Annotated in this window: 16 protein-coding genes; 12 read left to right on the plus strand and 4 right to left on the minus strand. The window is 72.1% G+C overall.

Annotation, left to right across the window (positions count from 1 at the left end):
• Positions 1 to 209: 209 nt before the first annotated feature.
• Together OG948_RS04595 and OG948_RS04600 are read right to left on the minus strand one after the other, a co-directional pair.
• Complete coding sequence (locus tag OG948_RS04595) at positions 210 to 896, minus strand: TIGR00266 family protein (protein ID WP_406294036.1); 687 nt, start codon at positions 894 to 896, stop codon at positions 210 to 212.
• Positions 897 to 992: 96 nt separating this feature from the next.
• Positions 993 to 1,769 (minus strand): VOC family protein, encoded by a 777-nt coding sequence (locus OG948_RS04600; protein ID WP_406300184.1) that lies wholly within the window; start codon positions 1,767 to 1,769, stop codon positions 993 to 995.
• Positions 1,770 to 5,092: 3,323 nt separating this feature from the next.
• Between OG948_RS04600 and OG948_RS04605 the strand changes: the two genes are divergently transcribed.
• The 9 genes from OG948_RS04605 to OG948_RS04645 all read left to right on the plus strand — a co-directional run bounded on the left by OG948_RS04605 (position 5,093) and on the right by OG948_RS04645 (position 16,827).
• On the plus strand, positions 5,093 to 6,664 hold the full coding sequence (locus OG948_RS04605) for an efflux RND transporter periplasmic adaptor subunit (protein ID WP_406294038.1): 1,572 nt from the start codon (positions 5,093 to 5,095) through the stop codon (positions 6,662 to 6,664).
• Positions 6,661 to 7,443, plus strand: a complete 783-nt coding sequence (locus OG948_RS04610) for an ABC transporter ATP-binding protein (protein WP_406294039.1) — start codon at positions 6,661 to 6,663, stop codon at positions 7,441 to 7,443. The genes OG948_RS04605 and OG948_RS04610 overlap by 4 nt, the downstream gene beginning before the upstream one ends.
• A complete protein-coding gene (locus tag OG948_RS04615) occupies positions 7,440 to 8,660 on the plus strand; it encodes an ABC transporter permease (RefSeq protein ID WP_406294040.1) in 1,221 nt (406 codons plus the stop codon). The genes OG948_RS04610 and OG948_RS04615 overlap by 4 nt, the downstream gene beginning before the upstream one ends.
• Before the next feature lie 45 nt (positions 8,661 to 8,705).
• Complete coding sequence (locus OG948_RS04620) at positions 8,706 to 9,674, plus strand: DUF5666 domain-containing protein (protein ID WP_406294042.1); 969 nt, start codon at positions 8,706 to 8,708, stop codon at positions 9,672 to 9,674.
• Position 9,675: 1 nt separating this feature from the next.
• Entirely contained in the window at positions 9,676 to 10,407 is a 732-nt protein-coding gene (locus OG948_RS04625; protein ID WP_395868399.1) for a response regulator transcription factor, read from the plus strand.
• Positions 10,408 to 10,594: 187 nt separating this feature from the next.
• Positions 10,595 to 11,980, plus strand: a complete 1,386-nt coding sequence (locus OG948_RS04630) for a sensor histidine kinase (RefSeq protein ID WP_406294044.1) — start codon at positions 10,595 to 10,597, stop codon at positions 11,978 to 11,980.
• A 596-nt stretch (positions 11,981 to 12,576) separates the two neighbouring features.
• The gene (locus tag OG948_RS04635) at positions 12,577 to 14,808 is read left to right on the plus strand and encodes an MMPL family transporter (RefSeq protein ID WP_406294045.1); all 2,232 of its coding nucleotides are present in this window, start codon (positions 12,577 to 12,579) and stop codon (positions 14,806 to 14,808) included.
• 112 nt (positions 14,809 to 14,920) lie between these two features.
• On the plus strand, positions 14,921 to 16,150 hold the full coding sequence (locus tag OG948_RS04640) for a sensor histidine kinase (RefSeq protein ID WP_406294047.1): 1,230 nt from the start codon (positions 14,921 to 14,923) through the stop codon (positions 16,148 to 16,150).
• The gene (locus OG948_RS04645) at positions 16,147 to 16,827 is read left to right on the plus strand and encodes a response regulator (protein ID WP_406294048.1); all 681 of its coding nucleotides are present in this window, start codon (positions 16,147 to 16,149) and stop codon (positions 16,825 to 16,827) included. The genes OG948_RS04640 and OG948_RS04645 overlap by 4 nt, the downstream gene beginning before the upstream one ends.
• 50 nt (positions 16,828 to 16,877) lie before the next feature.
• Here OG948_RS04645 and OG948_RS04650 read toward each other — a convergent pair whose 3' ends face one another.
• The gene (locus OG948_RS04650) at positions 16,878 to 17,288 is read right to left on the minus strand and encodes a VOC family protein (RefSeq protein ID WP_406294049.1); all 411 of its coding nucleotides are present in this window, start codon (positions 17,286 to 17,288) and stop codon (positions 16,878 to 16,880) included.
• Positions 17,289 to 17,430: 142 nt separating this feature from the next.
• Positions 17,431 to 19,566 (minus strand): MMPL family transporter, encoded by a 2,136-nt coding sequence (locus OG948_RS04655; protein WP_406294051.1) that lies wholly within the window; start codon positions 19,564 to 19,566, stop codon positions 17,431 to 17,433.
• A 331-nt stretch (positions 19,567 to 19,897) separates the two neighbouring features.
• Between OG948_RS04655 and OG948_RS04660 the strand changes: the two genes are divergently transcribed.
• The 3 genes from OG948_RS04660 (at position 19,898) to OG948_RS04670 (ending at position 23,166) form a co-directional block, all read left to right on the plus strand.
• Positions 19,898 to 21,808, plus strand: a complete 1,911-nt coding sequence (locus OG948_RS04660) for a histidine kinase (protein ID WP_406294053.1) — start codon at positions 19,898 to 19,900, stop codon at positions 21,806 to 21,808.
• 396 nt (positions 21,809 to 22,204) lie between these two features.
• Complete coding sequence (locus OG948_RS04665; RefSeq protein ID WP_406294054.1) at positions 22,205 to 22,780, plus strand: TerD family protein; 576 nt, start codon at positions 22,205 to 22,207, stop codon at positions 22,778 to 22,780.
• Between the two features lie 266 nt (positions 22,781 to 23,046).
• Entirely contained in the window at positions 23,047 to 23,166 is a 120-nt protein-coding gene (locus OG948_RS04670; RefSeq protein ID WP_379989414.1) for an Rv0909 family putative TA system antitoxin, read from the plus strand.
• The last annotated feature ends 40 nt before the right edge of the window (positions 23,167 to 23,206 follow it).

The raw sequence follows: 23,206 nt of genomic DNA on the forward strand, positions 1-23,206 counted from the left end.
ACCCGCGACGACGCCGGTCGTTGCGCGCGCCGGGCGCCGGGCGGCGGTTACGTACTCGAGTCGTCGGTCGGCTGCGTACGCCGGGCGTCGGTCGATCGCGCACACCCGTCGTCGGCCGGTTCGTACGCCCGTCGCCGATCGGTTACACCCGTCCGCCGTCGGCCGGTTCGTACGCCCGTCGCCGGTCGGTGGCATACGCCCGCCGTCGGTCAGTTGCGTACGCCGGGCAGACCCGTGATGAAATCGGCCAACGCGGAGGGGTTTCGGGTCTGGATGAGCACCCTGCCGGGGCCGGTGAAGTCGAAGACCAACCCCTCGCCGGAGGTGACCGACGCGATGGTCCGCCCGCGTGCGGCCCGGCGGGTGGAGAACGTGATGGCGGGCGAATACGCGACCACGTGGCCCGTGTCGACCACGACCTGCTCCCCCGCCTCCAGGTCCAACACGTCAAGCGCGCCGTAGCAGCCCATGATCACCTCGCCTTGGCCGGACGCGTGCACCAGGAAGCCGCCCTCGCCGCCGACCAGGTTGCGCAGTCCACCCCAGCGGGTGTCGATCTGTACGCCGGCGGAGTTGGCCAGCCAACTGGTCCGGGTGAGCAGGAACTCGGGCACCTCGGGGGTGAGCGTGACATTGGCGATGTCGCCGGGCAGCGCGGTGGCGACGTCGACCCAGCCGCCCCGGTCGGGCGCGGTGAACGTGGTCTGAAAGAACGACTCGCCGCCGAGCACACTGCGCTTGAGGCCACGCATGATGCCGCCCTCGACCTTGGCGGTGATCTCCACGTCCGCGCTGTGCGCCATCATCGCGCCGGATTCGGCCCGCATCGCCTCGCCCGGATCGAGCGTGCAACGGGCGGCGGCGAACGCGGGACCGTGCCTGACTTCGACTCTCATCCCGCGAACCTCACACGCGCCGGCTGCCCCCAGCGACCAAAACGACCCGATCGGGCGACTCCCATCACCCGATCGGGTCGGCGGTTCCACCCACGCTCACTTGGCCGGCGGAATGCCCTTGATCATCGCGAAACGCGCCCCGAAGGGGTCGTTCACCATCGCGATCCGGCCGACGTCCGGGATGTCGTACGGCGCCGTCAACTCGGTCCCGCCCAACTCGATCGCCCGCGCGAACGACGCGTCGCAATCGTCCACACCGATGTAGATCTGCCATTGCGGGGTGGTCTCCCGCGGGTCGACCTCCGCCACACCGGCATGCATCGCGTCCACGTCCTCACCCGGGTAGGCGAGCGTGTAGTCGCCGTCCGGCGACGGGAAGTCCTGGTAATTCCAGCCGAACACCGCGTGATAGAACCCGGTGGCCGCGCTCCGGTCGGCGGTGTACAGCTCGGTCCAACACAACGCACCGACGTCCTGAACCAACTCCAGGCCCTTGTTCGTGCCCGGCTCCCACACCATGAAGCCCACACCGGTCGAATCGGTGAACCCGGCCAGCCGCCCCATGTCCAACACATCCATCGGCGGAAGCAACACCCCGCCCCCGGCCCGCTCCACCGCCTTGGTCGTGGCATCCGCATCCAGCGCGTGAAAGTACACCGACCACACCGACGCCGCACTCTCATCCATCAACGGCGCCAACGCCCCGACACTCTTCCCACCCTTCCGCAAAATCCCGTACCCCCCGGTCTCCGGCCCGGTGATCTCCAAATCCCACCCGAACAGATCCCCATAGAACGCCCCCGCCGCCGGAATATCCCCCACCCCGAGATCAATCCAAATCGGAGCACCAACCGCAAATTCCGTCGTAAGCATGACAACCCACTCTCCACGAACCCACCAACCACCCAACCCGCCCCACCACACCCACACAGCGCATACCAAATGCCCGATTAACCCCGATCAACACCTCCTCCCGACCCGACCACGGACGATGCGCCTGAACCTTCGTATAAGTCCGTGATGCGAAGGATGGGCCGAGGTACCGCCCCGGATCCCGGCCCTCCGGAACGGATAGTCACGACCGAGATCGAAAACCCACAGCCCACCGGTGGTCCGTCCGCGGACACGGACGCGATGGTGGGCGAGGTCGTCGAGCGATTGATGGACCGCGCGGACGCCTCGGGGGCGGCCCTGCTCGGCGAGGGCGGCCTGTTGCCCGAGATCACCCGGGCCGTCCTACGTCGGCCCCGAGCCAATCGACGAGCACGGGGGCGGAGGCGGGCAACGACATCGTGGGCGCTGCCCGTCGCGAGGGCGTTGAGGCCGGGCAGCCAGGCGGGCGCGGAAGGTGCGCGGACGCTGCCGCAAGTGGGGGTCACGGGAGACGCGCCGGCGGCGGGCAGCCAGGCGGGCGCGGGAGGCGTGCCAGCATGGGGCCGCCAAACGACCGCGGAAGGCGCGCAACCGCGGTGCGGCCAAGCGGCCACAGAAGGCATGCCGGCATAAGGCAGCCAAACGGCCATGGGAGGCGCGCGCGGGCGTGGGGCGGCCAGACGGTCCGCGGGCACGCCGGCGTCGGGCAGCCAGCGATCGCGGAAGGCGCGTTGGCCTGGGAGTAGCCACATCCGCCCCGGCGCAGCGCCGACGTGGCCGCCACGTCGAAGAGGCCGGCCGCGACTGGCGGGGAGCCGCGCCGGCAGGAGAGGCGGAGGGCTCAGATGAAAGCGATCTCGGACGGGATCGCGGCGGCGCCGGGCAGCGATGCCGGAGGCGAGCGAGTGGCGGCCCGGTAAGCCGCAACGGAGGCACCGACCGGAGCACGCGAACAGTGCTCTCGGTTCGGAAAGGCGCTCTCAACGCGAGCGGCGCTCTCGGTTCGGATCCATGCTCTCGACATGAGCAGCGCTCTCGTTATTTGCCCCCGCTCTCGCGCGAGCAGTGCTCTCGATGCGAGCAGTGCTCACGGCGCGGTCGCCAGGGGTGGCACCAACTCCTTGGCTGTGCCCGGCGCGCCGACCAGTTCCAGCGCACCACGCCGCGCTGGACACCGAACACCGAGCCCGAGCAGCGGTGCCGAGCATGGATGTGAGCAGCGCTCTCGATTTGGACGCGCGCTCGCAACGTGAGCAGTGCTCACGGGCACCGGCGCACACCCCGACGTGAGCAGTGCTCTCGGTATGGACTCGTGCTCTCGATATAGGGCGCTGCTCACGTTGTGGAGAGCCGCTCGCACTTCGGCTACCCGCTCGACTTGCCGCGGCAGGGGGCATTTGGGGCCGGGCATACGTGGTTGCCTGTCGCGTCGCTCGCGGCGTGAGCACTGCTCTCGATGTGAGCACCGCTCTTGATATCAACGGGTGCTCTCGAAGCGATCGGATGCTCTCGATCGCTCGATTCTCCCGACTCAGGTCGGTGCCGGATGACCCAATGCCTCGGCCCGGCCCGACCCAGCCCGGTCACGGCCGGGCTCCGACCCAGCCGGTCAACACATCAGTCCGACCCCGCCCAGTCGACGCCGCCATCCAACCCCAGCCCGCCGTGCGCGGCCGACCCAAACCGGCCCAGCCAACGCCTGAGTTCGACCTGGCCCCATCCGGCTAGACCCCTGCCCAACCTGACCTGACCCAGCGCACCCCAACCCCGACCTGGCTCGGCCCAGCTCACCTCAGCCCAACCTGGCCCAAGCCAACTTGACCTTGACCTAGCTCCGCCAACGCGGCCCACTCCGCCCCTGGCCGACCAGCTCCGCCAACCCGGCCCATCGCGGAACCAGCCGACCCCGCGCATACCAACCCAGCCGGCAAAGCTCGACGCACCCCCGACCCGACCCGGCTCCACCGACCCGGCACGCCCGGCCCGGCTCACCCCACCCCCGGCCGACCAGCTCCGCCAACCCGGCCCACCGCGGAACCAGCCGACCCCGTGCGTACCGACCTAGCCAGCAAAGCTCGACGCACCCCCAACCCGACGCACCCCGACCGACCCGACCCGACTCACCCCAGCCCCAGCCGACCCGGCACAGGCCAGCCCAGCCCAGACCGACCCACCGCTGCCAAGCCCCCGCTCACCCCAGCCTCAGCCGGCCGACCCAGCACCCCCAGCCCAGCCGGCCAAGACCGACCCACCTCCACCCGCCCTCGCCCAACCCCCACCCCGCCCCACCACACCACCCCGCACCGCGTCAAGGATCCCCCGCCCTATGTCGTCGGAGCGGTCGGCGGCGCCGTGGTCGTTGCCGTCGTTGGTGTTCCCGGCGTCGAAGGCAGCAGGGGCTCGCAGATCTTGAGGGCTTCGGCGGTTTTGGGGTCGCTTCGGTCAAGGGCGGGTGCGCCGCCCGGTGGGAGTTCGACCTGGTGGTCCTTGAGGCAGCCGGCGAAGGCCTGGCTTGCCGAATTGCCGCCGCGCCTCGGGGCGTCCGCGCCGCCGGCGCCGCCGCCACCGCCGGCCGGGCCCCGGGAGGGGCGTAGTTTCGCGCAGGCTTCCTCGGCCTTGCGGTACACCGGGTCCGTCGCGCGGGGATTGGGTCGCCCGGTCGGGAAGGCGGTGGGTCGTTCGCCGGCCGGACGGCTCGGGCGGCCGGACGGGCGCGGCTCCCCGGACGAGCGCGGCTCGCCGAATGGGCGGGACTCACCGAATGGGCGGGACTCACCGGATGGGCGGGGCTCACCGGATGGGCGGTTGCCGCCGTCCGGCCGTCCCGTCGGCACCGCGACGCCGTTTTCGCGCAGGCATTCGGTGTACGCCTTGGTCGCGTCCCCACCACCGTTCGCCGCGCTCGACGGGGCCGAGGCACTCGTGCTCTTGCCGCTGCTCCCCCCACATCCGGCCAGCAGCAGCACGAGTGCCGAGGCGGCGGCCGGCGCCACCGTTGTGGTCCACGCCGGTCGACCCGGGTACCTCGTCATGACGTCCTTCCCACGAGCTTCGGGGTCGGCGCCGGACGGCGCACCGCCCATCCGCTCAGGACTCAAGCACGACAGGATGGTGAAAGCCCGCGCGCCGCCTGGGAGTTCTCTGGGAGCCCCGGCCGAGGTAGGCCGTCGTCGCACTCGGGCCGACGCGTGGCTTGTCGTGATCGGGCCCGATTTCGGCGTATCGCGCCGGGCACCGCCGGCTTCGGGGCGTGTCGGCGCTCCCAGTGAACTCCCAGGCGACGGCCAGTGTTCGGGGACGTGTCCGGACCAGGCTGTGCGGCCATGAGGCGTGTACGACTACGACGGAAGTCGGTCCTGATCAACCTGGCCCTGGCCACCGCGATGGTGACCGGCGTGGGCTTCGCCTACGCGGCGGTGGACGACGGCGGTGGATCGGCGGACGCGACGCGCACGCGTACCGGCAAGGTGACCAAGGGGACGGTGCAGGCCACGGTGTCCGCGTCGGGGTCGTTGACTTCCCCCTCGGACGTCGGCATCGGCTTCACCGCCGCCGGCCGCGTCACCGCCGTCGGGGTCAAGGTCGGCGATACCGTCACCGCCGGTCAGGTCCTCGCGCAGGTCGACCCGACCCAGGCGCAGGAGGCACTGGACGCGGCGAAGGCGGCCGTCACAGTGGCCCAGGCGAACCTGACCAAGGCCCAAGCGGGCACCCCGGTCCAACAGAACGGCGGCAACGGCAACGGCGGTGGCAGCGGCAACCAGGGCACAGACGCCCAGAACACAGTCCTGCGCGGCTCGACCGCCGGCAGCGCGAGCACAACCGGCGGCACCGCGACCACCGGCGGCACCGGCGATGTGCCCGCCCCCACGTCCACATCCACGCCGGCGCCGTCCCGGACCTCGGCGCCCCCCGTCACCCAGCCGCACCCGACCGTCACCGTCACCGTCACCAAGGCCCCGACGGCCACCCCGACGCCGAGCACGACGGTCGACGCGGCGGCGGTGACCCAGGCCGAGTCGGCACTGATCGCGGCGAACAACAAGCTCGCCGACGCCCAACGTGCCCTGGACGGCTGCGTACTCAAGGCGCCCTCCGCCGGCATCGTGGCTTCGGTCTCCGGCAAGGTCGGCGACACCGTCTCCGCCACGACCTCCTCCAGCGGATCGAGCGGATCGAGCGGATCGGGCTCATCAGGCGGATCGGGAAGCACCAGCGGCGGCGGCCAAAGCGGTTCCTCCTCCACCGGCACCGTCACCGGCTTCGTCGTGATCGCCAACCCGACCGGCATGGAGACCCGGGTGTCCTTCTCCGAGGCCGACGCCGCCAAGGTCAAGGCCGGTCAACCTGCCACGGTGACGCTCAACGTGAACTCCGCGATCCGGCTGAACGCCAAGGTGGTCAGCGTGAATCCGCTGCCGGACAGCGGTTCGACCTCGGGTTCGGTCAAGTACGGCGCGACGATCGCGCTGCAGGGCGACGTGTCCACGCTGCGGACCGGACAGACCGCGAACATCTCGGTGGTCGTCGCGCAGGCCGACAACGCGTTGCAGGTGCCCTCCGCCGCCGTCACCGGCACCGGCGCGACGGCCTCGGTACGGGTCCTGGTCAACGGCGCCGAGCAGCGCCGTACGGTGACCGCCGGCGTGGTCGGCGACCAGACCACCCAGATCGTCTCCGGCCTGGCCGAGGGCGACGAGATCGTGATCGGCACCGTCGCCGCGGCCGGTTCCGCCGGTTCCACATCCGGCCGCTCCGGCCAGTCCACCCGAGGCGGAACGGCCGGCGGTGGGCAACCCGCCCCGGGCATCGGCAACTTCCCCGGCGGCGGCGCGGTCGGCGGCGCCTCGGCCGGTGCCTCCGGCGGCGGCCTCCCGCGCGGCGGCTCACGATGAGCGAGTCGCACGCGGACCGACCCGCGCCCGTCATCGACGTGCGTGCGGTGACCAAGTCGTACGGTCACGGCGCCGCCTCGGTGCACGCGCTGCGCGGCGTCGACCTGACCATCGAGGTCGGCGAATACGTGGCCATCATGGGCAGTTCGGGCTCGGGCAAGTCGACGCTGATGAACGTGCTGGGCTGCCTGGACGTGCCGACCTCGGGCCGCTATCTGCTCGACGGCCTCGACGTCGGCCGGCTGGACGAACACCAACTCGCCCTGGTCCGCAATCGACGCATCGGGTTCGTCTTCCAGTCGTTCAACCTGATCCCGCGCACCAGCGCGCTCGCCCAGGTCGAACTCCCGTTGTCCTACGCCGGGGTGCGCGCCAAGGAGCGCCGACGCCGGGCGCTGGCCGCGCTCGACCTGGTCGGCCTGGCCGACCGTACCGACCACGCGCCCAACGAACTCTCCGGCGGCCAGCAGCAACGCGTCGCGCTGGCCCGCGCGTTGGTCACCACACCCGCGCTGCTGCTCGCCGACGAGCCGACCGGCAACCTGGACAGCCACAGCACCGCGGAGGTGCTCGGAATCCTGGACCGGCTACACGGCTCCGGACGCACGATCGTGATCATCACCCACGAGGACGAGGTAGCCGCCCGCGCCGAGCGCATCCTGCGCCTGGTCGACGGCCTGGTGGTCTCGGACCACCGCCGCGCCCCGGCCCCGACCACCCCGACCCCGGCACCCGTCCGCGTCCCGACCGGCGCTCCCGCCGAAGGAGCCCGCCGGTGAACCCCGTCGAAGTGCTTCGCTTCGCCGTCCTGGGCCTGGCCGCGAACAAGATCCGCACCGCACTGACCATGCTCGGCGTGCTGATCGGCGTCGGCGCGGTGATCCTGCTGGTCGCCGTGGGCAACGGCTCGTCCAAGTCCGTCCAGGCCTCGATCCAGCGACTCGGCACCAATCTGCTCACCATCTCGCACACCGCCGGCGGCGGCCGCTTCGGCGCGGCCGGCCAGGGCGGTGCGCTCAAGGACCTGACCCTGGACGACGCGCAGGCCCTGGTCGACAAAACCCTGGCCCCGCACGTCGCGTCGGCGGCTCCCGTGCAGACCGCGTCGCAGAGCATCACCTACGCCGGCCAGTCGGTCACCGTGTCCCAGGTCGTCGGCACCACACCGGACTGGTTCGCCACCACCAACCACGACCTGGGCCGAGGCGCGCTGTTCGGCACCGAGGACGTGAACGCCCGCCGCAAGGTCGCCGTCCTGGGCAGCACCACGGTCGAGAACGTGTTCGGTACGGAGAACCCGATCGACAAGGAGATCCTGATCGGGGGCGTACCGTTCCGCGTCGCCGGTGTGCTGAAGACCAAGGGCGGCAACGGCGTGGCGGACTCCGACGACACCATCGTGCTGCCGGTGACCACGATGCGCGACAGCCTGACCGGCTACGGCTCGCTCTCCTCGATCGCGGTCCGGGCCACCTCCTCGGCGGACACCACGCTCGCCCAGGACGAGGTGACCTCGATCCTGAACAACCGTCACCGGATCACGAGTTCGACGCAGAGCGACTTCCGGATCACCAACCAACAGTCGCTGTTGAGCGCCAACGACGAGACCAACAAAACCTTCACCGTGCTGCTCGCGGCGGTCGCGGCGATCTCGCTCCTGGTCGGCGGGATCGGGATCACCAACATCATGCTGGTGACCGTCGCCGAACGGACCCGGGAGATCGGCATCCGCAAGGCGATCGGCGCCCCGCGCGGTGCGATCCTGGGCCAGTTCCTCGCCGAGTCGACCCTGCTGTCCGTCCTCGGCGGCGGACTGGGCGTGGCCGCCGGGCTGTTCGCGGCACGCTTCGAGGTGGTCGGGATCACGCCCGTCGTGGTGCCGAGTTCGGTGGTCGGCTCGTTCGCCGTGTCGGTCGCCATCGGCCTGTTCTTCGGCGGCTACCCGGCCGCGCGCGCGGCGGCGCTGCGCCCGATCGAGGCGCTGCGGCACGAATAGCCCGCCCGACCACCGCCGTTCCAGCGTCCCAGGAGGACCGAGACCATGACGCCGAAGCACCGCGTCGACCGACACGACACCCGGCCACAGACCGCCGTCCCCGACACGGCACGGCCCGACACCGAAACTCTCGACCGACACGACACCCGGCCACAGACCCGCATCCCCGACACGACGCCGCCCGACACCGAGACCCTCGGCGCCCGATCCCGCATCCCCGTGCCCGGTGACCCCGGGCCGGCGGCGAACGCGGCGGCCGAGCCCGGGTTCGTCGGCGGCTTCCGTACCGAACCGGAAGCCGCCGACGAATCCCACCCCGACACATCCCACCCCGAGGAGTCCTCGGAGGACATCCTCGGCCGGCCGCCGACGGCTCGCGACGTGGCCGCCGAACTCACCGCCCCGCCCCGGCGCAGGCTCCCCGCGCTGACGCTGGCCCTGGGCGCGGGCGTGTTCCTGGCGGTCGGCTTCCTGGCGGGCGTCGAGGTGCAGAAGGATCAGGGCGAGGGCACGAACCAGGCCGCCGGACCCCCCGGCGCGCAGGGCGCGAACCCGTACGGCGCCCGCGCCGCCGGCGCGCCTTCGACCGGTGGCGGCGGGCAGGGCACCGGACGTACCGGCGGCGCGGCGGCCGGCCCCGGAACGGGCGCCGCCTCGGACCTGACCACCGGGACCGTGAAGGTTGTGGACGACTCTTTCATCTACGTCTCAGATTCGGCCGGCAATATCGTCAAGGTGAAGACCGACGCCGCAACCAAGATCCAGGTCGTCCGGGACGGCAAACCCGTCGACCTCAAGCCCGGAGACGCCGTCGTGGTGCGTGGCGCCACGGACGCCGACGGCTCGGTGGCCGCCACCTCGGTCACCGAGGGCACCGCCACGGCCGCTCGCCCGGGAGCCGGCAACCCCGGCACGAGCGCCGGCGGCACGAACGGCGCAAGCGGTACGGCAGGCACGAACGGCACGGCCGGCGGGACGAGCGGAGCCGGCCCCACCGCCGGCGGAACGGGCTGACGTGACCACGCCCACCGAAGCCGGCGCCCGCGCCCGCCTCCTGGTCGTCGACGACGAGCCCAACATCCGCGAACTCCTGTCCGCCAGCCTGCGCTTCGCCGGATTCGACGTCGACTCGGCGGCGGACGGCACGGACGCCCTCGCGGCGGTCGCGCGCTGTCGGCCGAACCTGGTCGTCCTCGACGTGATGCTCCCGGACCTGGACGGCTTCGAGGTGGTGCGCCGGCTGCGCGCCGACGGAACCCACCTGCCGGTGCTGTTCCTGACCGCCAAGGACACCACCAAGGACAAGATCACCGGACTGACCCTGGGCGGGGACGACTACGTCACCAAACCGTTCAGCCTGGAGGAATTGATCGCCCGCATCCACGCGGTGTTGCGCCGGGTGGACGGCGGCGCGGCCCTGCCGACGCCGTCGAACCGGATCGTGGTCGCCGACCTCGAACTCGACCCGGAGGGCCACGAGGTGCTGCGCGGCGGCCGTCCCGTGCAACTCTCGCCGACCGAGTTCAAGCTGCTGCGCTATCTGATGCTCAACACCGGCCGGGTGGTGTCCAAGACCCAAATCCTGGACCACGTCTGGCAGTACGACTTCGGCGGCGACCTGAGCATCGTCGAGTCGTACATCAGCTATCTCCGCCGAAAGGTCGAACTCGACGTCGGCGGCGGCAAGTTGATCCACACCGTACGCGGTGTCGGGTACGTGCTGCGCCGCCCCCAGCCGACGGTCTGACGGCGCCCCCATGCGCGTCCCGCACCCGAGCCGGTCCTCGCTGCGCCTCCCTCGTCCGAACCGGCCCCCGCTGCGCCTCCCTCGCCCGAACCGGCCCCCGCTGCGCCTCCCTCGCCCGAACCGGCCCCCGCTGCGCTTCCCGCACCCGAGCCGGTCCTCGCTGCGTGTCCGGGTCCTGATCATCGCGATGGCCCTCGTCGCCGTCGCGCTGTTGGTCAGCCAGACGGTCGTGGTGGGTTCGCTGCGCGGCTACCTCACCGACCAGGTGGACCGGCAACTGGCCCAGGCCGCACGCGGGATGGCGTTCCGTCCGCCGGAGTCGGGCGAGCCGCGGAGCGGGCCGCGCGGGCGGGCGCCCGGTGTGCTGCCGAGCCGGATCGTGGCCGAGTACCTGTTTCCCGACGGCACCACCCACCAGCGGATCCGCTCGCCGGGCGCCGAGGACGAGTTGGGACCCCGACTGCCGAAGCTGGACACCGACACGGTGCTGGGTTTGCAGCGACGGGCCTTCGAGACCGACTCGGTGAGCGGCGACGGGCGTTGGCGGGTGCTCGCGGTGCCGGTGGCGGGCGGCGAGGGCAGCGTGGTGCTGGCCCAGCCGCTGGACGACGTGCGCGCGACGGTCGACCGGATGCGCACGGTGTGCCTGGTGATCGGCCTGAGCTGTCTGACCGTGCTCGCCGCGGCCGGCTGGTTCGCGCTGCGCGGCGGCCTGCGCCCGCTGCGCCGGATCGAGGAGACGGCGGCGGCGATCGCGGCCGGCGACCTCTCGCATCGGGTCCCGGTACCCGCGCCCGGGACCGAGATCGGCCGGCTGTCCACATCGATCAACGGCATGCTCGCCCAGATCGAGACCGCGTTCGCGGCCCGGGCCGAGTCGGAGACGCGGATGCGCCGGTTCGTCGCCGACGCCGGACACGAATTGCGCACCCCGCTGGCGAGTGTGCGCGGCTTCGCCGAGTTGTACCGGATGGGCGCGCTCACCGATCCGGCCGAGGTGGCCCGGACCATGCGCCGGATCGAGGACGAGGCGATCCGGATGGGCGGCCTGGTCGAGGACCTGCTGCAACTGGCCCGCCTGGACGAACAGCGCCCGCTCTGCAACGAGCCGGTGGACCTGCGGATCCTGGCCGCCGACGCGGTGCACGACATCAAGACGCTGGCACCCGATCGCTCGGTCACGCTGACCGGGCTGGACGGCGGCGCGGCGCATCCGGTGATCGTCTCCGGCGACGAGTCGCGGCTGCGCCAGGTGGTGGCCAACCTGGTCTCCAACGCGCTGACACACACCCCGGCCGGGACCGCGATCCGGATCGCGGTGGGCCGGACCCCGGCACCGGACCCGTGCGCGGCTCTGGAGGTCACCGACGCCGGCCCCGGTCTGGCACCGGCCGACGCACAACGCGTCTTCGAACGCTTCTACCGCGTCGACTCCTCCCGCAGCCGGGCCGCCGGCGGCGGTTCGGGCCTGGGCCTGGCGATCGTCGCCGCGCTGGTCAACGCGCACGGCGGCCGGGTCGAGGTACGCACCGCACCCGGCCGCGGCGCCGCCTTCCGAGTGCTGCTGCCCTGACCCGATGGGGCCGCCCGACCGAGGCGCCCCCACCCGACCGCACCCCCACCGACCGCGCCCCCACCCGGCCGCGCGCCTCCACCCGACCGCGCCCCATCGTGCCCACCCCACCTCGGAGCCGGGCTGCCCCGATCGACCCGGCCGCCCCCACTCGACCGGCCCCCGTCGCGCCCACCCCCGACTCGAAACCGGGACGCGCCGCCCCACTCCGACCCGCCCCACTCCGACCCGCCCCACTCCGACCCGCCCCGACCGCACCACCCCGCCCGGTCTCAGCCCCGGTCCGAGACCACCGACCTGTCCACGTGCCGGCCCGGGCCGGCACCCACCTACCGGCCCGGGTCACAGCGCCCGCCGACCGTCACCCGACCGGTGATCAGGCGACTCCGCCGTACCCCGGCAACCGCGGTCGGCAAGTGCCCGCATGGGCGGTGTCGAGCCTGTCCGGGCAGGTGGCGCCGCGTGCGCCTACTGCGATTTCAGTAGTAGGTCGTCGGGTTTCGGTAGGTCGCAGTGTCCGTAGCCGCATGACGACCGGAGGGGTCCCGCCGGGCGAGCCTTGAGCGGTCATCGCATGTGGATAGGGAGACCCTGACGTGGCGACTTTTCTGTATCGGCTCGGCCGCGGCGCCTTTCGGCGCCGCGGCACGGTCCTCCTGGTGTGGCTGGGGGTGCTGGCCGCGGTCGCGGTGGGCGCTGCGCAGGCACAGGGGCCCTCGGACGAGGAGTTCTCGATGCCGGGGATCGAGTCGCAAAAGGCGTTCGATCTCATGGAGGAGCGTTTTCCCGGAACGGCCGCGGACGGCGCCACCGCCCGGGTCGTCTTCGTCGCCCCGGGCGGGCGGAAGGTGACCGCGGGCGACCTGCGGAAGGCCGTCGAGGACGCGGTGGGCTCGCTGGGGTTCGGCCCGCAGGTGGCCGGTGTCGCGGACCCGTTCGAGTCGAAGGCCGTCAGCGAGGACGGTTCGACGGCGTATGCGACCGTCACCTACAAGGTGGAGTCCGCCGACGTCACCGACGCCAGTCGTGCGGCGGTGGACAAGGCGGCGGAGCGGGCGCGGGCGGCGGGCTTGACGGTGGAGACCGGCGGGTCGGCGATGGACAGCGGCGGCGGACCCGGCGGGACCGCGGAGATCGTCGGCCTCTCGGCGGCGGCCGTCGTGCTGCTGTTCACGTTCGGGTCGATGGCCGCCGCCGGCCTGCCGCTGCTGACCGCGATCGTGGGCGTCGCCGTGAGCCTGTTCGGAATCCTGCTGCTGGCGGGCCCGTTGGGCCTGTCCTCGGACACGATCACCCTCGGGATGATGCTGGGCCTGGCGGTGGGCATCGACTACGCCCTGTTCGTGGTGTCCCGCTATCGGGAGGAGCGCGGGCGCGGCCGGGCACCGCGGGATGCGGCCGGGGTCGCGGTGGGTACCGCCGGATCGGCGGTCGTGTTCGCCGGGCTCACCGTGGTGATCGCACTGGCGGGTCTGTCGGTGGTCGGGATTCCGACACTGACGAAGATGGGCCTGGCCGCCGCGGGGACCGTCGCGGTCGCCGTACTCGTCGCGTTGACGGTCGTCCCCGCGCTGCTCGGGTTCTGGCCCGACGCCGTGCTGGCACGCAGGGCACGCAAGGCCGGCACGCGTGGCATCACCGGGCCCGGCGACCGCACCGCCGGCGGGCGGGGCAACCTGGGCACGCGCTGGGCTCGTTTCGTGCTGCGTCGTCCTGTGGCGGTGCTGGTTCTCGGCGTGGTGGGCCTGGCCGCCCTGGCCGTGCCGATGGCGTCGCTGCGGTTGGGCATGCCGGGTGACGAGGCCAAGTCCACCGCCACCACCGAGCGGCGGGCCTACGACGCGCTCGCCGAGGGCTTCGGCCCCGGCTTCAATGGGCCGCTGACCATCGTCGTGGACGCGAAGGGGGCAGCCGACCCGCGCGCCGCGGTGCGCGCCGTCAGCGACCGGATCGGCGACACGGCCGGCATCGTGTCGGTCTCCCAGGCCCGCTTCAACCAGGCCGGCGACACGGCGGTCTTCCGGGCCACCCCCTCGACCAGCCCCACGGACGAGAAGACCAAGGACCTGGTGGAGACGATCCGCCGCAACCGTGCGGCTGTACAGAAGCAGGCGTCGGCGACGTTCGAGGTCACCGGCACGACCGCGCTGAACATCGACATCGCCGCGAAGGTGCAGTCCGCGCTGGTGCCCTATCTGGCGGTGGTCGGCGGCTTGGCGGTGGTGCTGCTTCTGCTGGTCTTCCGGTCCGTACTGGTGCCGGTCAAGGCGGCCCTGGGTTTCGTCCTCTCGGTGCTGGCGGCGCTGGGCGCGTTGGTGCTGGTCTTCCAGGAGGGACACGCCGCGGACCTGTTCGGGGTGGAGCAGACCGGGCCGATCATGAGCCTGATGCCGATCTTCATGATGGGCATCGTCTTCGGGCTGGCCATGGACTACGAGGTCTTCCTGGTCTCCCGGATGCGGGAGGCGTACACCCACGGGGAATCCGCCGATCAGGCGATCGTGTCCGGGTTCCGGCACAGCGCCCGGGTGGTGACGGCCGCCGCGCTGATCATGATCGCGGTCTTCTCCGGGTTCATCGGGGAGCAGGGGGGACTGATCAAGATGCTCGGCTTCGGCCTGGCCGCCGCGGTGCTCTTCGACGCCTTCGTGGTCCGCATGGCGATCGTGCCCGCCGTCCTGGCCCTGCTCGGCGACCGGGCCTGGTGGCTGCCGGGGTGGCTGGGCCGCGTGCTGCCCCGGGTCGACGTGGAAGGCGGGGCGCTCGGCCACGCACGGCCCGCCCGACCCGACCATGACCCGGAAGGGCCGATCCGGGCTCGCGTGTGACCGGCTCCACCCCGGGACCGCCCGAGACCCGTGTCCCGGGCGGTCCGCACACCCCGTCCTCGCGGTCGTCGGCGACCATGGATTCCTGCGACGCCCCCCAGCGGAGAGCACGATGACCAACTACCTCGAACGGTACGCGGAGCGCCACGCCCGAGCCGCGGACGTGGCGACGGCGGTGGCGTTGTGCGTCTGCACGCTCTTCGGGGCCCAGATCAGCACGTCCGAGTCCTCGCCCCCGCACGCCCTGTGGCCCGCCTGGATCCTCGTCGTCTCCGGCGCGGCCGTCGTGGCCGCCCGCAGCCGCCCGCGCGCCACCCTCGCGGTCACCGCCGCCGCGGCCGCCCTGCTGACCGCCCTGGGCTACCTGCCCAGTCCCCTGCTGCTGGCCCCGGTCATGACCGCGTTGTACTGGCTTGCCGCGCTCACCGATTCGCGGACGACCGGCGTCTACGGCTCGGCGACCGTGGCCCTGCTGGTGGCCACCTCGCTGGCCGGCGCGCCGCTCGGCGACGACTTCATCCTGCGCACCGTGGGCACGGTCCTGTGGTTGCTGCTGCCGGTGTCCCTGGGCGGCAGGAGCCGCTTCCGGCGCGCCTACCTCGAATCCGTCCAGGCCCGCGCCGCGCACGCCGAACGCACCCGCGAGGAGGAGGCCCGGCTCCGCGTCGCCGAGGAACGCATGCGCATCGCCCGCGAACTCCACGACGCCGTCGCCCACCACATGGCCGTCGCCCACGCCCAGGCCGGCACCGCCGCCCACCTCGCCGACACGCACCCGGAGCAGACCCGCAAGATCCTCGCCGACCTGGTCGGCACCACCACCTCCGCGCTCCTGGAACTGCGCGCCACGGTGGGCGTGTTGCGCCAGACGGCCGACCCGCACGCCTCCCCGCTGGAACCCACCCCGGGCCTGGACCGCCTGCCCGAACTGGTCGCGGCCTGCGCATCGGCCGGCCTGACCGTCACCGTCGGCACCGAGGGCCAGGCTCGGCCGCTGTCCCCGGGAGTGGACCTGACCGCCTACCGGATCATCCAGGAGGCGCTGACCAACGCCACGAAACACGCGCCCGACCACGCGGCCCGAGTCCGGCTCCGCTACGACGGCTCGCGTCTGCTGATCACCGTCACCAACGACGGCACAATGAGCGGCGGGGCCGTCCCGCCGATGCCCGGCGGCGGATACGGACTGATGGGCATGCGCGAACGTGCCCACTCCGTCGGTGGCGACCTGCGCGCCGGCCCCCGACCCGAAGGCGGCTTCGAAGTCGCCGCCGCCCTCCCATTCCAGCCCCGCACCCCGGCGGACGACCCGACCGGACGACGACCCGAGGAAATCCGTTGACCATCCGCGTCCTGCTCGCCGACGACCAGGCCCTGCTGCGCGGCACCTTCCGGCTCCTGATCGACTCCTGCGACGACCTGGAGGTCGTCGGCGAGGCCGCCGACGGCCGGGAAGCGGTGGAACTCGCCCGCGCGCACCGGCCCGACGTCGTCCTCATGGACATCCGCATGCCCAACGGGGACGGCCTCGCCGCCACCGCCGCCATCTGCGCGGACCCCGGCCTCGCCGGCACCCGCGTCCTCATCCTGACCATGTTCGAGACCGAGGAATACGTCGCCCAGGCACTACGCGTGGGTGCCAGCGGCTTCCTCGGCAAGTACGTCACCACGGACACGCTGCTGGACGGAATCCGCACCATCGCCGCGGGCGAGGCCCTCCTGTCACCGGGGGCCACCCAGGCGCTGATCACCCGCTTCCTCACCACCCCCGCCTCCGGACCGCCCCTCGCCCCGGCCGAACGCCTCGCCGACCTCACGCCCCGTGAACAGGAGGTCACCGTCCTGGCGGCCCACGGCAAATCCAACGACCGGATCGCCCGAGAACTCGTCCTGAGCGTCCTGACCGTCCGCACCCACATCCAACGAGCCATGACCAAACTCGGCGCCCGCGACCGCGCCCAACTCGTCGTCATCGCCTACCAGAACGGCCTGGTACGCCCCGAGCCACCCGGCCTCTGACGACCGCGGGCACGGCGCCCCCGCCGGACGGGCCGGGTCGTACCCCCGGCTCAGGGCTGGTCCGGGACCGCCGACATGTCCATGTACACGACCTCCCACAGGTGGCCGTCCAGGTCCTGGAAGCTGCGGCCGTACATGAATCCCTGGTCCATCGTCTCGTTCGACTTCTTGGCGCCCGCCGCGAACGCCTTCTCCACCAGCTCGTCGACACCCTCGCGGCTCTCCGCGCTCAGCGCGACGATGGCCTCGGTGGCCTTGGTCGCGTCGACGATCTCCTTGCTCGTGAAGGTCTTGAAGAACGACTCGACGAGCAGCATCACGTGGATCGTGTCGCTGATCGCGAACGAGCTCGCGTTCTGGTCGCTGAACTGCGCGTTCTGGGTGAACCCGAGCGCGGTGTAGAACTCGGTCGCCTTCGTGAGGTCCTTGACCGGCAGGTTCACAAAGATCATCGTGGCCATGATGCGTCCCATCTCGTACGTCTCGGTGCTTTCGAAGGGATAGACGGTCGCCCGCGGAAGAACTCATCGGTCGCGCCGAACTTTTTTCGATCGACCGCGCCGCCGCGCCGGAGGCGGGTGCCGCCCGCGGATCGACGCGGCCTCACCCCACCCGTTCGCTTTCGCGTTCCGTCTCGCCGGCCGGCTTGGCGTCGCCGTGGCCCGGCCACCACGCGGCGTGGCCGATCAGCGCGGTCAGGCTCGGGGTGAAGATCAGCGCCATGATGAAGGCCGCGATCGCGATGCCGCTGGAGAGCGCGAAGCCCATCTGGGACAACGTCGAGTTGCCCGCCGGCATCAGGGTCGCGAAGGTGCCCGCCAGGATCACGCCCGCGGCCGCGATGGTCGGGCCCGAGTGTTTGACCGCGACGGCCGCCGCGTCGTGGGGGTTGTGGCCATCGCGGGCCTCCTCACGCAATCGCGACACCATCAGGATGTTGTAGTCCGTGCCGAGCGCGACCACGAAGAGGTACATGATCACCGGAAGCATGAACATCAGCCCGGGCTGGTCGCCGATCCTCTGGAACAGCACCGACGTCGCGCCGAGCGTGGCGCCGAAGCCCAGCGCCACCGAGGCCATCAGGTACCACGGCGCGACCAGGCTGCGCAGCAGCAGGCCCAGGATGATCATGATGCACACCGCGGCGACCGGGAAGACCACCGAGTAGTCCCGATCCACGGCCCGGTTGATGTCCACGTAGACGGCGCTGATCCCGCCCACGAGCGCCCGGGTCCCGGCCGGCGCCGCCTCGTGCATGGTCGGCCGGAGCCGGTCCCTGATCGTCGACAGGGCTTCGTCGGTGGCGGGCGAATCGGTGAGCACCACCGAGTAGAACGCGGTCCGCTGGTCCGCGCTGAGCACCGCCTCGGTCACCGAGCCGACCCCCTGCACCCGCTGCAACACCGCCTCGAACGGGATCCGCTCCGCGGGCGTGAGCGGCCGGCCGGTGGTCGAGGTCAGATACACCTCGGTGGGGTCCGTGGTGCCGGGCGGGAAGCCCTTCTCCAGGTTCTTCATCGCGACCACGGACTCCTTGTCCGAGGGCAACGACGAACCGGCCAGGTCGAAGTTGGCCTTGTAGCCCAGCGCGCCGATCGCGAGTACGCCCATCACCAGCGCGGACAGCACCGCGAACACCGCCGGTCGGCGCCCGATGCCCCGGCCGAGCCGGGCGAAGCCGGTGCCGTGCGGCGCGACCCGCCAGGACTTGGACGGCCAGAACACGCGGGTACCCAGCAGCGAGACCACGGCCGGCACCAGCGTCAGGCCCGCGACCAGCGTCACGAACACCGCGATCGCCAGCGCCGGGCCCATCGAGCGCAGCATTCCGAGCGTGGACAGGGTCAGCGCCGCGAACGCGACGATCACCGCCGCCGCGGCGGAGGCGATCGCCTCGCCGACCCTGGACACCGCGTGCACCATGCCGGTCTTGGCGTCGACCCCCTCGCGCAACACCTCGCGGTAGCGGAAGAGCAGGAACAGCACGTAGTCCGTGCCGACGCCGAACAGCACCACGGTGAGCAGTTGTTCGATCGAGCTGTCCGCCTTCATGTCGAAGACCTTGTTGGCCGACGCGATCAGCCCGGTGGCCATCGGCGCGATCAGCCCGATGATCACCACCGGCAGCAGCGCGATGATCGGGCTGCGGAAGATGATCAGCAGCAGCAACACGATGATCACGATGGTGCCGACCGCGACCAGCGTGCCGGCCCTCTTCGAGGAGTCCCGTTCGTCGAGCGCCTGCGCGGCCTGACCGGTGATGCCCGCCGTCAGGGCGGTGCCGGCCACCTGCGCCTTGACGTCCTTGCGCATCTCCTCGACCGCGTCCTGCGGGGTCTCGTCGTCGGGGTCGGTGATCTCCGGCATCGCGACCGTCGAGGTCTGCACGAGGCCGTTCGGCGAGATCTGCCCCGGCGTCACCGCGAGGACGTCCCGGATCTTCCGCGCCTGCACCGACGCCGAGATCCGGGCCACCTGCTCGCTGTCCGCCTGGGTCAACGGCTTGCCGTCGGAGCGCTGGAAGACGATGACCGCGCCGACGTTCTCCTGTTGCGGGAAGTCCTGGTCCCGCAGGTCGGACGCGCGCACCGACTCGTAGGACTTGGGCAGGAAGCTCTTCTCGTCGGTGGAGGAGGTCAGCTTCGGCGCGAGGCCGATCACCACACCCGCCGCGATCACCCAGGCCAGGACGACCCACCAGGGCCTGCGTACTACAAACCCGCCGAGGGCCGCGAACATGGACGCCTCGCTTCGTACTCGTGACGGATACGGCTGCCTCACGTCACCGTCGAACGCACCGAGGGGCCGCGCCAGCCGGGTGATCCGTGCGGGTGACCGGCCCCACCGGCGGCGCGGGACCGCGCCGGCACCCGCGCACCGAGGCCCGTTCGCGCGGTGGACCCCGGCGCGAGGGTCCGATGTCCGGTGGGTACCGTTTGCCTGCCGCCGAGGGAAAAGCCGGGCTCCGCCGGGACGCCCGGGGCGGCCGGCATGCTCGCACAGCGCCGCCGTCGGCGGCACCGGGGAACGGCACGGGATGGTGATGGTGGCGTCGAGTGGTCGCGGCGCGATGAGGGCCGCCTTCGGTCCTCGGGAGGACGCCGCCTTCGCGCCGCTGCTCGCCCGGGTCGTGACCGCGGTGATCACCTGCGGGTTCTTCTTCGGCGGCTTCGTCGGGCTGGTCCAGTCGACCCGGTTGTCGACCGGCGCCAAGGCGATCGCGCTGGGCCTGCTGCTCGCCCTGGTGACGCTGCACCTGCGTAACTGCGTACGCCCGGCGGACGGCTCCCGGCCGGCGGGTTGGCGGTGGACGCTCGGCGCGCAGGCCGTGCTCACCTATCTGCCGATGACGTGGTTCCACGAGACCTGGTACGGCAATCCGGGCTTCCTCGCGGGCGCCGCGCTGCTGCTGTTGCGGCCCGCGTGGGCGGCCTGGGCCGGGTTCGTGGCGGTGCTGGCCGTCCAGGTGCCGGTCGGTCTCGCGGTCCGGCCGACCGTGGTGGAGGCGCTGTACCTGGTTCTGGGGCAGGCCGCCCTGGTCGGGCTGGCGGTGTACGCGCTCGCCGGGCTCGCCGACCTGGTCGCCGCGCTGACCGCGACCCGCACCGCGCTCGCGGAGGCCGAGGTCGCCCGGGAGCGTCTGCGCTTCGCCCGGCACCTGACCGACGGCGTCGGCGCGAGCCTGACCCGGATCCTGGCCGGCGGCGACGCGCTCCTGGCCGGACTGCGCGAGCGCCCGGAGAGCTCCCGGCCGGCCCTGACCGAGGCGTTGGCCGAGGCCCGTGTGGCGATGACCCGGGCCCGGGCCTTCGCGCACGAGCACAAGAGCGTCGAGAGCACCCCGCCGCCGGCGATCGCCGACGAGCCGACGCCGCGCGCGGTCGCGGTGCTGCGGGTGGCGATCCTGGTGTTGCTGATCGCGCCGCTGCCGCTGCGGGTGCTCGCCGCGAGCGACTACTCCCCGGCCCGGCAGGCGCTGTTCGGACTCCTGCTGTGCGCCTTCGTCGCGCTGTACATCCGCAACTGCACACCCGCCTCGGGTGGGCGGCCCCGCTGGTGGCGGTGCACGTTCGCGGCGCAGATCGCGCTCGCGTACGTGCCGCTCGTCCTGTTCGACGCCCGGGTCTGGTCGGTGGGGCTGTTCCTGGCCGGACTCGCCCTGGTGTTGCTGCGCGGGCCGTGGCGCGTGCTCGCGGTGATCGGATTCGCGTTGCACGACGTGTACTTCGGCACCTGGAGTCCGACCCTGCTGGATCACGTCTACCACGTGGTGTGGATCCTCGAGCGCGCGGCGCTGGTCTACGGTCTGGTCCGGATGGCCGACCTCGCGCGGGCACTGGGCGCGGCCCGGGTCGAGTTGGCCGCGGGGCAGGTCGCCCGCGAGCGGCTGCGGCTGGGACACGATCTGCACGACCTGCTCGGCTTCAGCCTGTCCGCGCTGGTGCTCAAGACCCAACTGGCGCTGCGGTTCGCCGATCGCGACCCGGAGTCGGCGGCGAGCCGGCTCGCCGAGGGCCTGGCCATGGCCCGGCAGGCGCTGGCGGACGTCGGCACGGTCTCGGGCGGGTACCGCGGGATGTCGCTGGCGGTCGAGGCGGGGAGCGCGCGGGACGTGCTGGTCGGGGCCGGGGTGGCGGTGGAGGTCGCCGTCGACGTGGGCGCGTTGCCGGCGGGCATCGACACCGTGCTGGCGACCGTGCTGCGCGAGGGCGCCACCAACGTACTGCGGCACAGCTCCGCGACCCGGTGCGCGATCACCGCGTCGGTCGAGCCGGACGGCGCGGTCGTACTGGTCCTGACCAACGACGGCGTGCGGGCCGGCGCGGGCTCGGCGCCGACCGGGGCGGGCCTGGGGTTGAGGTCCCTCGACGGGCGCCTGGCGGCGCTCGGCGGCACGCTCGCCGCCGGGGTCGTCGGCGACGCGTTCCGGCTGTGTGCGCGCGTACCCGGGGACGTCCGCGCGGGGCTCGCGCGCGAGTGAACCCCGCGCGTGGCCGGGCCCCTGTCGCGCCCGTCCGCGCCGTTCCGCGCCTGCCGCGCGCGCACGGGGAGTTGCGCCGAGGACGGCTGGGTGATGTGCGGTAATCTCCAAGGAAATCAACCCATTTGCCCCGCCGCTCGCGCCCCCGTGCGACCCGCCCGGGCTTCGGACGCGACCGAATCGACGCATCCGTCCCGAGAGTTCGGCCGCCCGCTGTCGTCCCACGATGGTGGGATGGGGTATCACTGCATTGGCGATCGCACGTCACACGACATGCACACGTCGCGCCGGCGCGCGCCGGGCTTCTACAGTCCTGTAGATTCATCCATCGGCGGCCGTCGCGTGATCACCCGATCCGCCTGTACCCAGACATGCACGAGGGAAGGAAGCACTGCCATGGGAGTCAGTCTCGCCAAGGGCGGCAACGTATCCCTGTCCAAGGCCGCGCCCGGTCTCACCGCCGTCGCGGTGGGTCTCGGATGGGATGCGCGCAGCACGACCGGTGCGGACTTCGACCTCGACGCGAGCGCACTGCTGCTCGGCAACGACGGTCGGGTGCTGTCCGATCTGCACTTCGTCTTCTACAACAACCTGACCAGCCCCGACGGCTCGGTCCAGCACACCGGCGACAACCTCACCGGTGAGGGCGAGGGCGACGACGAGACCGTCAACGTCGATCTCGCGTCCGTGCCCGGCGACGTCCAGCGGGTGGTCTTCCCCGTGTCGATCCACGACGCGGTGGCCCGGGACCAGTCCTTCGGCCAGGTGCGCAACGCCTACATCCGGGTGGTCAACCGCGCGGACAACAACGAGCTCGCGCGCTACGACCTCACCGAGGACGCGTCCACCGAGACCGCGATGGTCTTCGGTGAGCTGTACCGCAACGGCAACGAGTGGAAGTTCCGCGCGGTCGGCCAGGGCTACGCCTCGGGCCTGGCCGGCATCGCGAAGGACTTCGGCGTCAACGTCTGAGCCGATTCCCCCGGGGTCGACCCCGGCCGCACGACCCCCGCGCGAACGTGCGTCAGGGCCGCATCGTCCTCGGTGCGGCCCTGCCGTCGGATCCGGGGGAACGATTTCGGGCGGGCGGCGGTTGATCCTGAACCGGAGCGGCATCGCATCCGGGTCACGGCACCGCGTCCGGGCAGCGCCCCGGCAGGCACAGCGGTCGCAGCACAGTGACATCGACCAGAGCGGCGGCGATCCGATCGCCCCGAACGAAACAAGGAGTGGGCGTCATGGCCGGTCTCGACAAGCTGATCAAGAAGGCGACCGACTACGCCAAGAAGAACCCGGACAAGGTCAAGTCCATCGTGGACAAGGTGAAGAAGCAGGCGGACAAGCGCAAGGGTCACTGACCCCCACGCGCACCGGGCGCGCGGCCGTCTCCCCCGCCCG

Origin of the sequence: Embleya sp. NBC_00888 (assembly GCF_045207655.1) — a bacterium.
GTDB lineage: Bacteria > Actinomycetota > Actinomycetes > Streptomycetales > Streptomycetaceae > Embleya.

What these genes read in the sequence shown, in the direction of transcription:
- OG948_RS04655 (WP_406294051.1), bottom strand. Translation starts at nt 19,566, where the DNA reads ATGTTCGCGGCCCTCGGCGGGTTTGTAGTACGCAGGCCCTGGTGGGTC.
- OG948_RS04650 (WP_406294049.1), bottom strand. Translation starts at nt 17,288, where the DNA reads ATGGCCACGATGATCTTTGTGAACCTGCCGGTCAAGGACCTCACGAAG.
- OG948_RS04630 (WP_406294044.1), top strand. Translation starts at nt 10,595, where the DNA reads ATGGCCCTCGTCGCCGTCGCGCTGTTGGTCAGCCAGACGGTCGTGGTG.
- OG948_RS04600 (WP_406300184.1), bottom strand. Translation starts at nt 1,769, where the DNA reads ATGCTTACGACGGAATTTGCGGTTGGTGCTCCGATTTGGATTGATCTC.
- OG948_RS04660 (WP_406294053.1), top strand. Translation starts at nt 19,898, where the DNA reads ATGAGGGCCGCCTTCGGTCCTCGGGAGGACGCCGCCTTCGCGCCGCTG.
- OG948_RS04620 (WP_406294042.1), top strand. Translation starts at nt 8,706, where the DNA reads ATGACGCCGAAGCACCGCGTCGACCGACACGACACCCGGCCACAGACC.
- OG948_RS04665 (WP_406294054.1), top strand. Translation starts at nt 22,205, where the DNA reads ATGGGAGTCAGTCTCGCCAAGGGCGGCAACGTATCCCTGTCCAAGGCC.
- OG948_RS04595 (WP_406294036.1), bottom strand. Translation starts at nt 896, where the DNA reads ATGAGAGTCGAAGTCAGGCACGGTCCCGCGTTCGCCGCCGCCCGTTGC.
- OG948_RS04605 (WP_406294038.1), top strand. Translation starts at nt 5,093, where the DNA reads ATGAGGCGTGTACGACTACGACGGAAGTCGGTCCTGATCAACCTGGCC.
- OG948_RS04610 (WP_406294039.1), top strand. Translation starts at nt 6,661, where the DNA reads ATGAGCGAGTCGCACGCGGACCGACCCGCGCCCGTCATCGACGTGCGT.
- OG948_RS04640 (WP_406294047.1), top strand. Translation starts at nt 14,921, where the DNA reads ATGACCAACTACCTCGAACGGTACGCGGAGCGCCACGCCCGAGCCGCG.
- OG948_RS04670 (WP_379989414.1), top strand. Translation starts at nt 23,047, where the DNA reads ATGGCCGGTCTCGACAAGCTGATCAAGAAGGCGACCGACTACGCCAAG.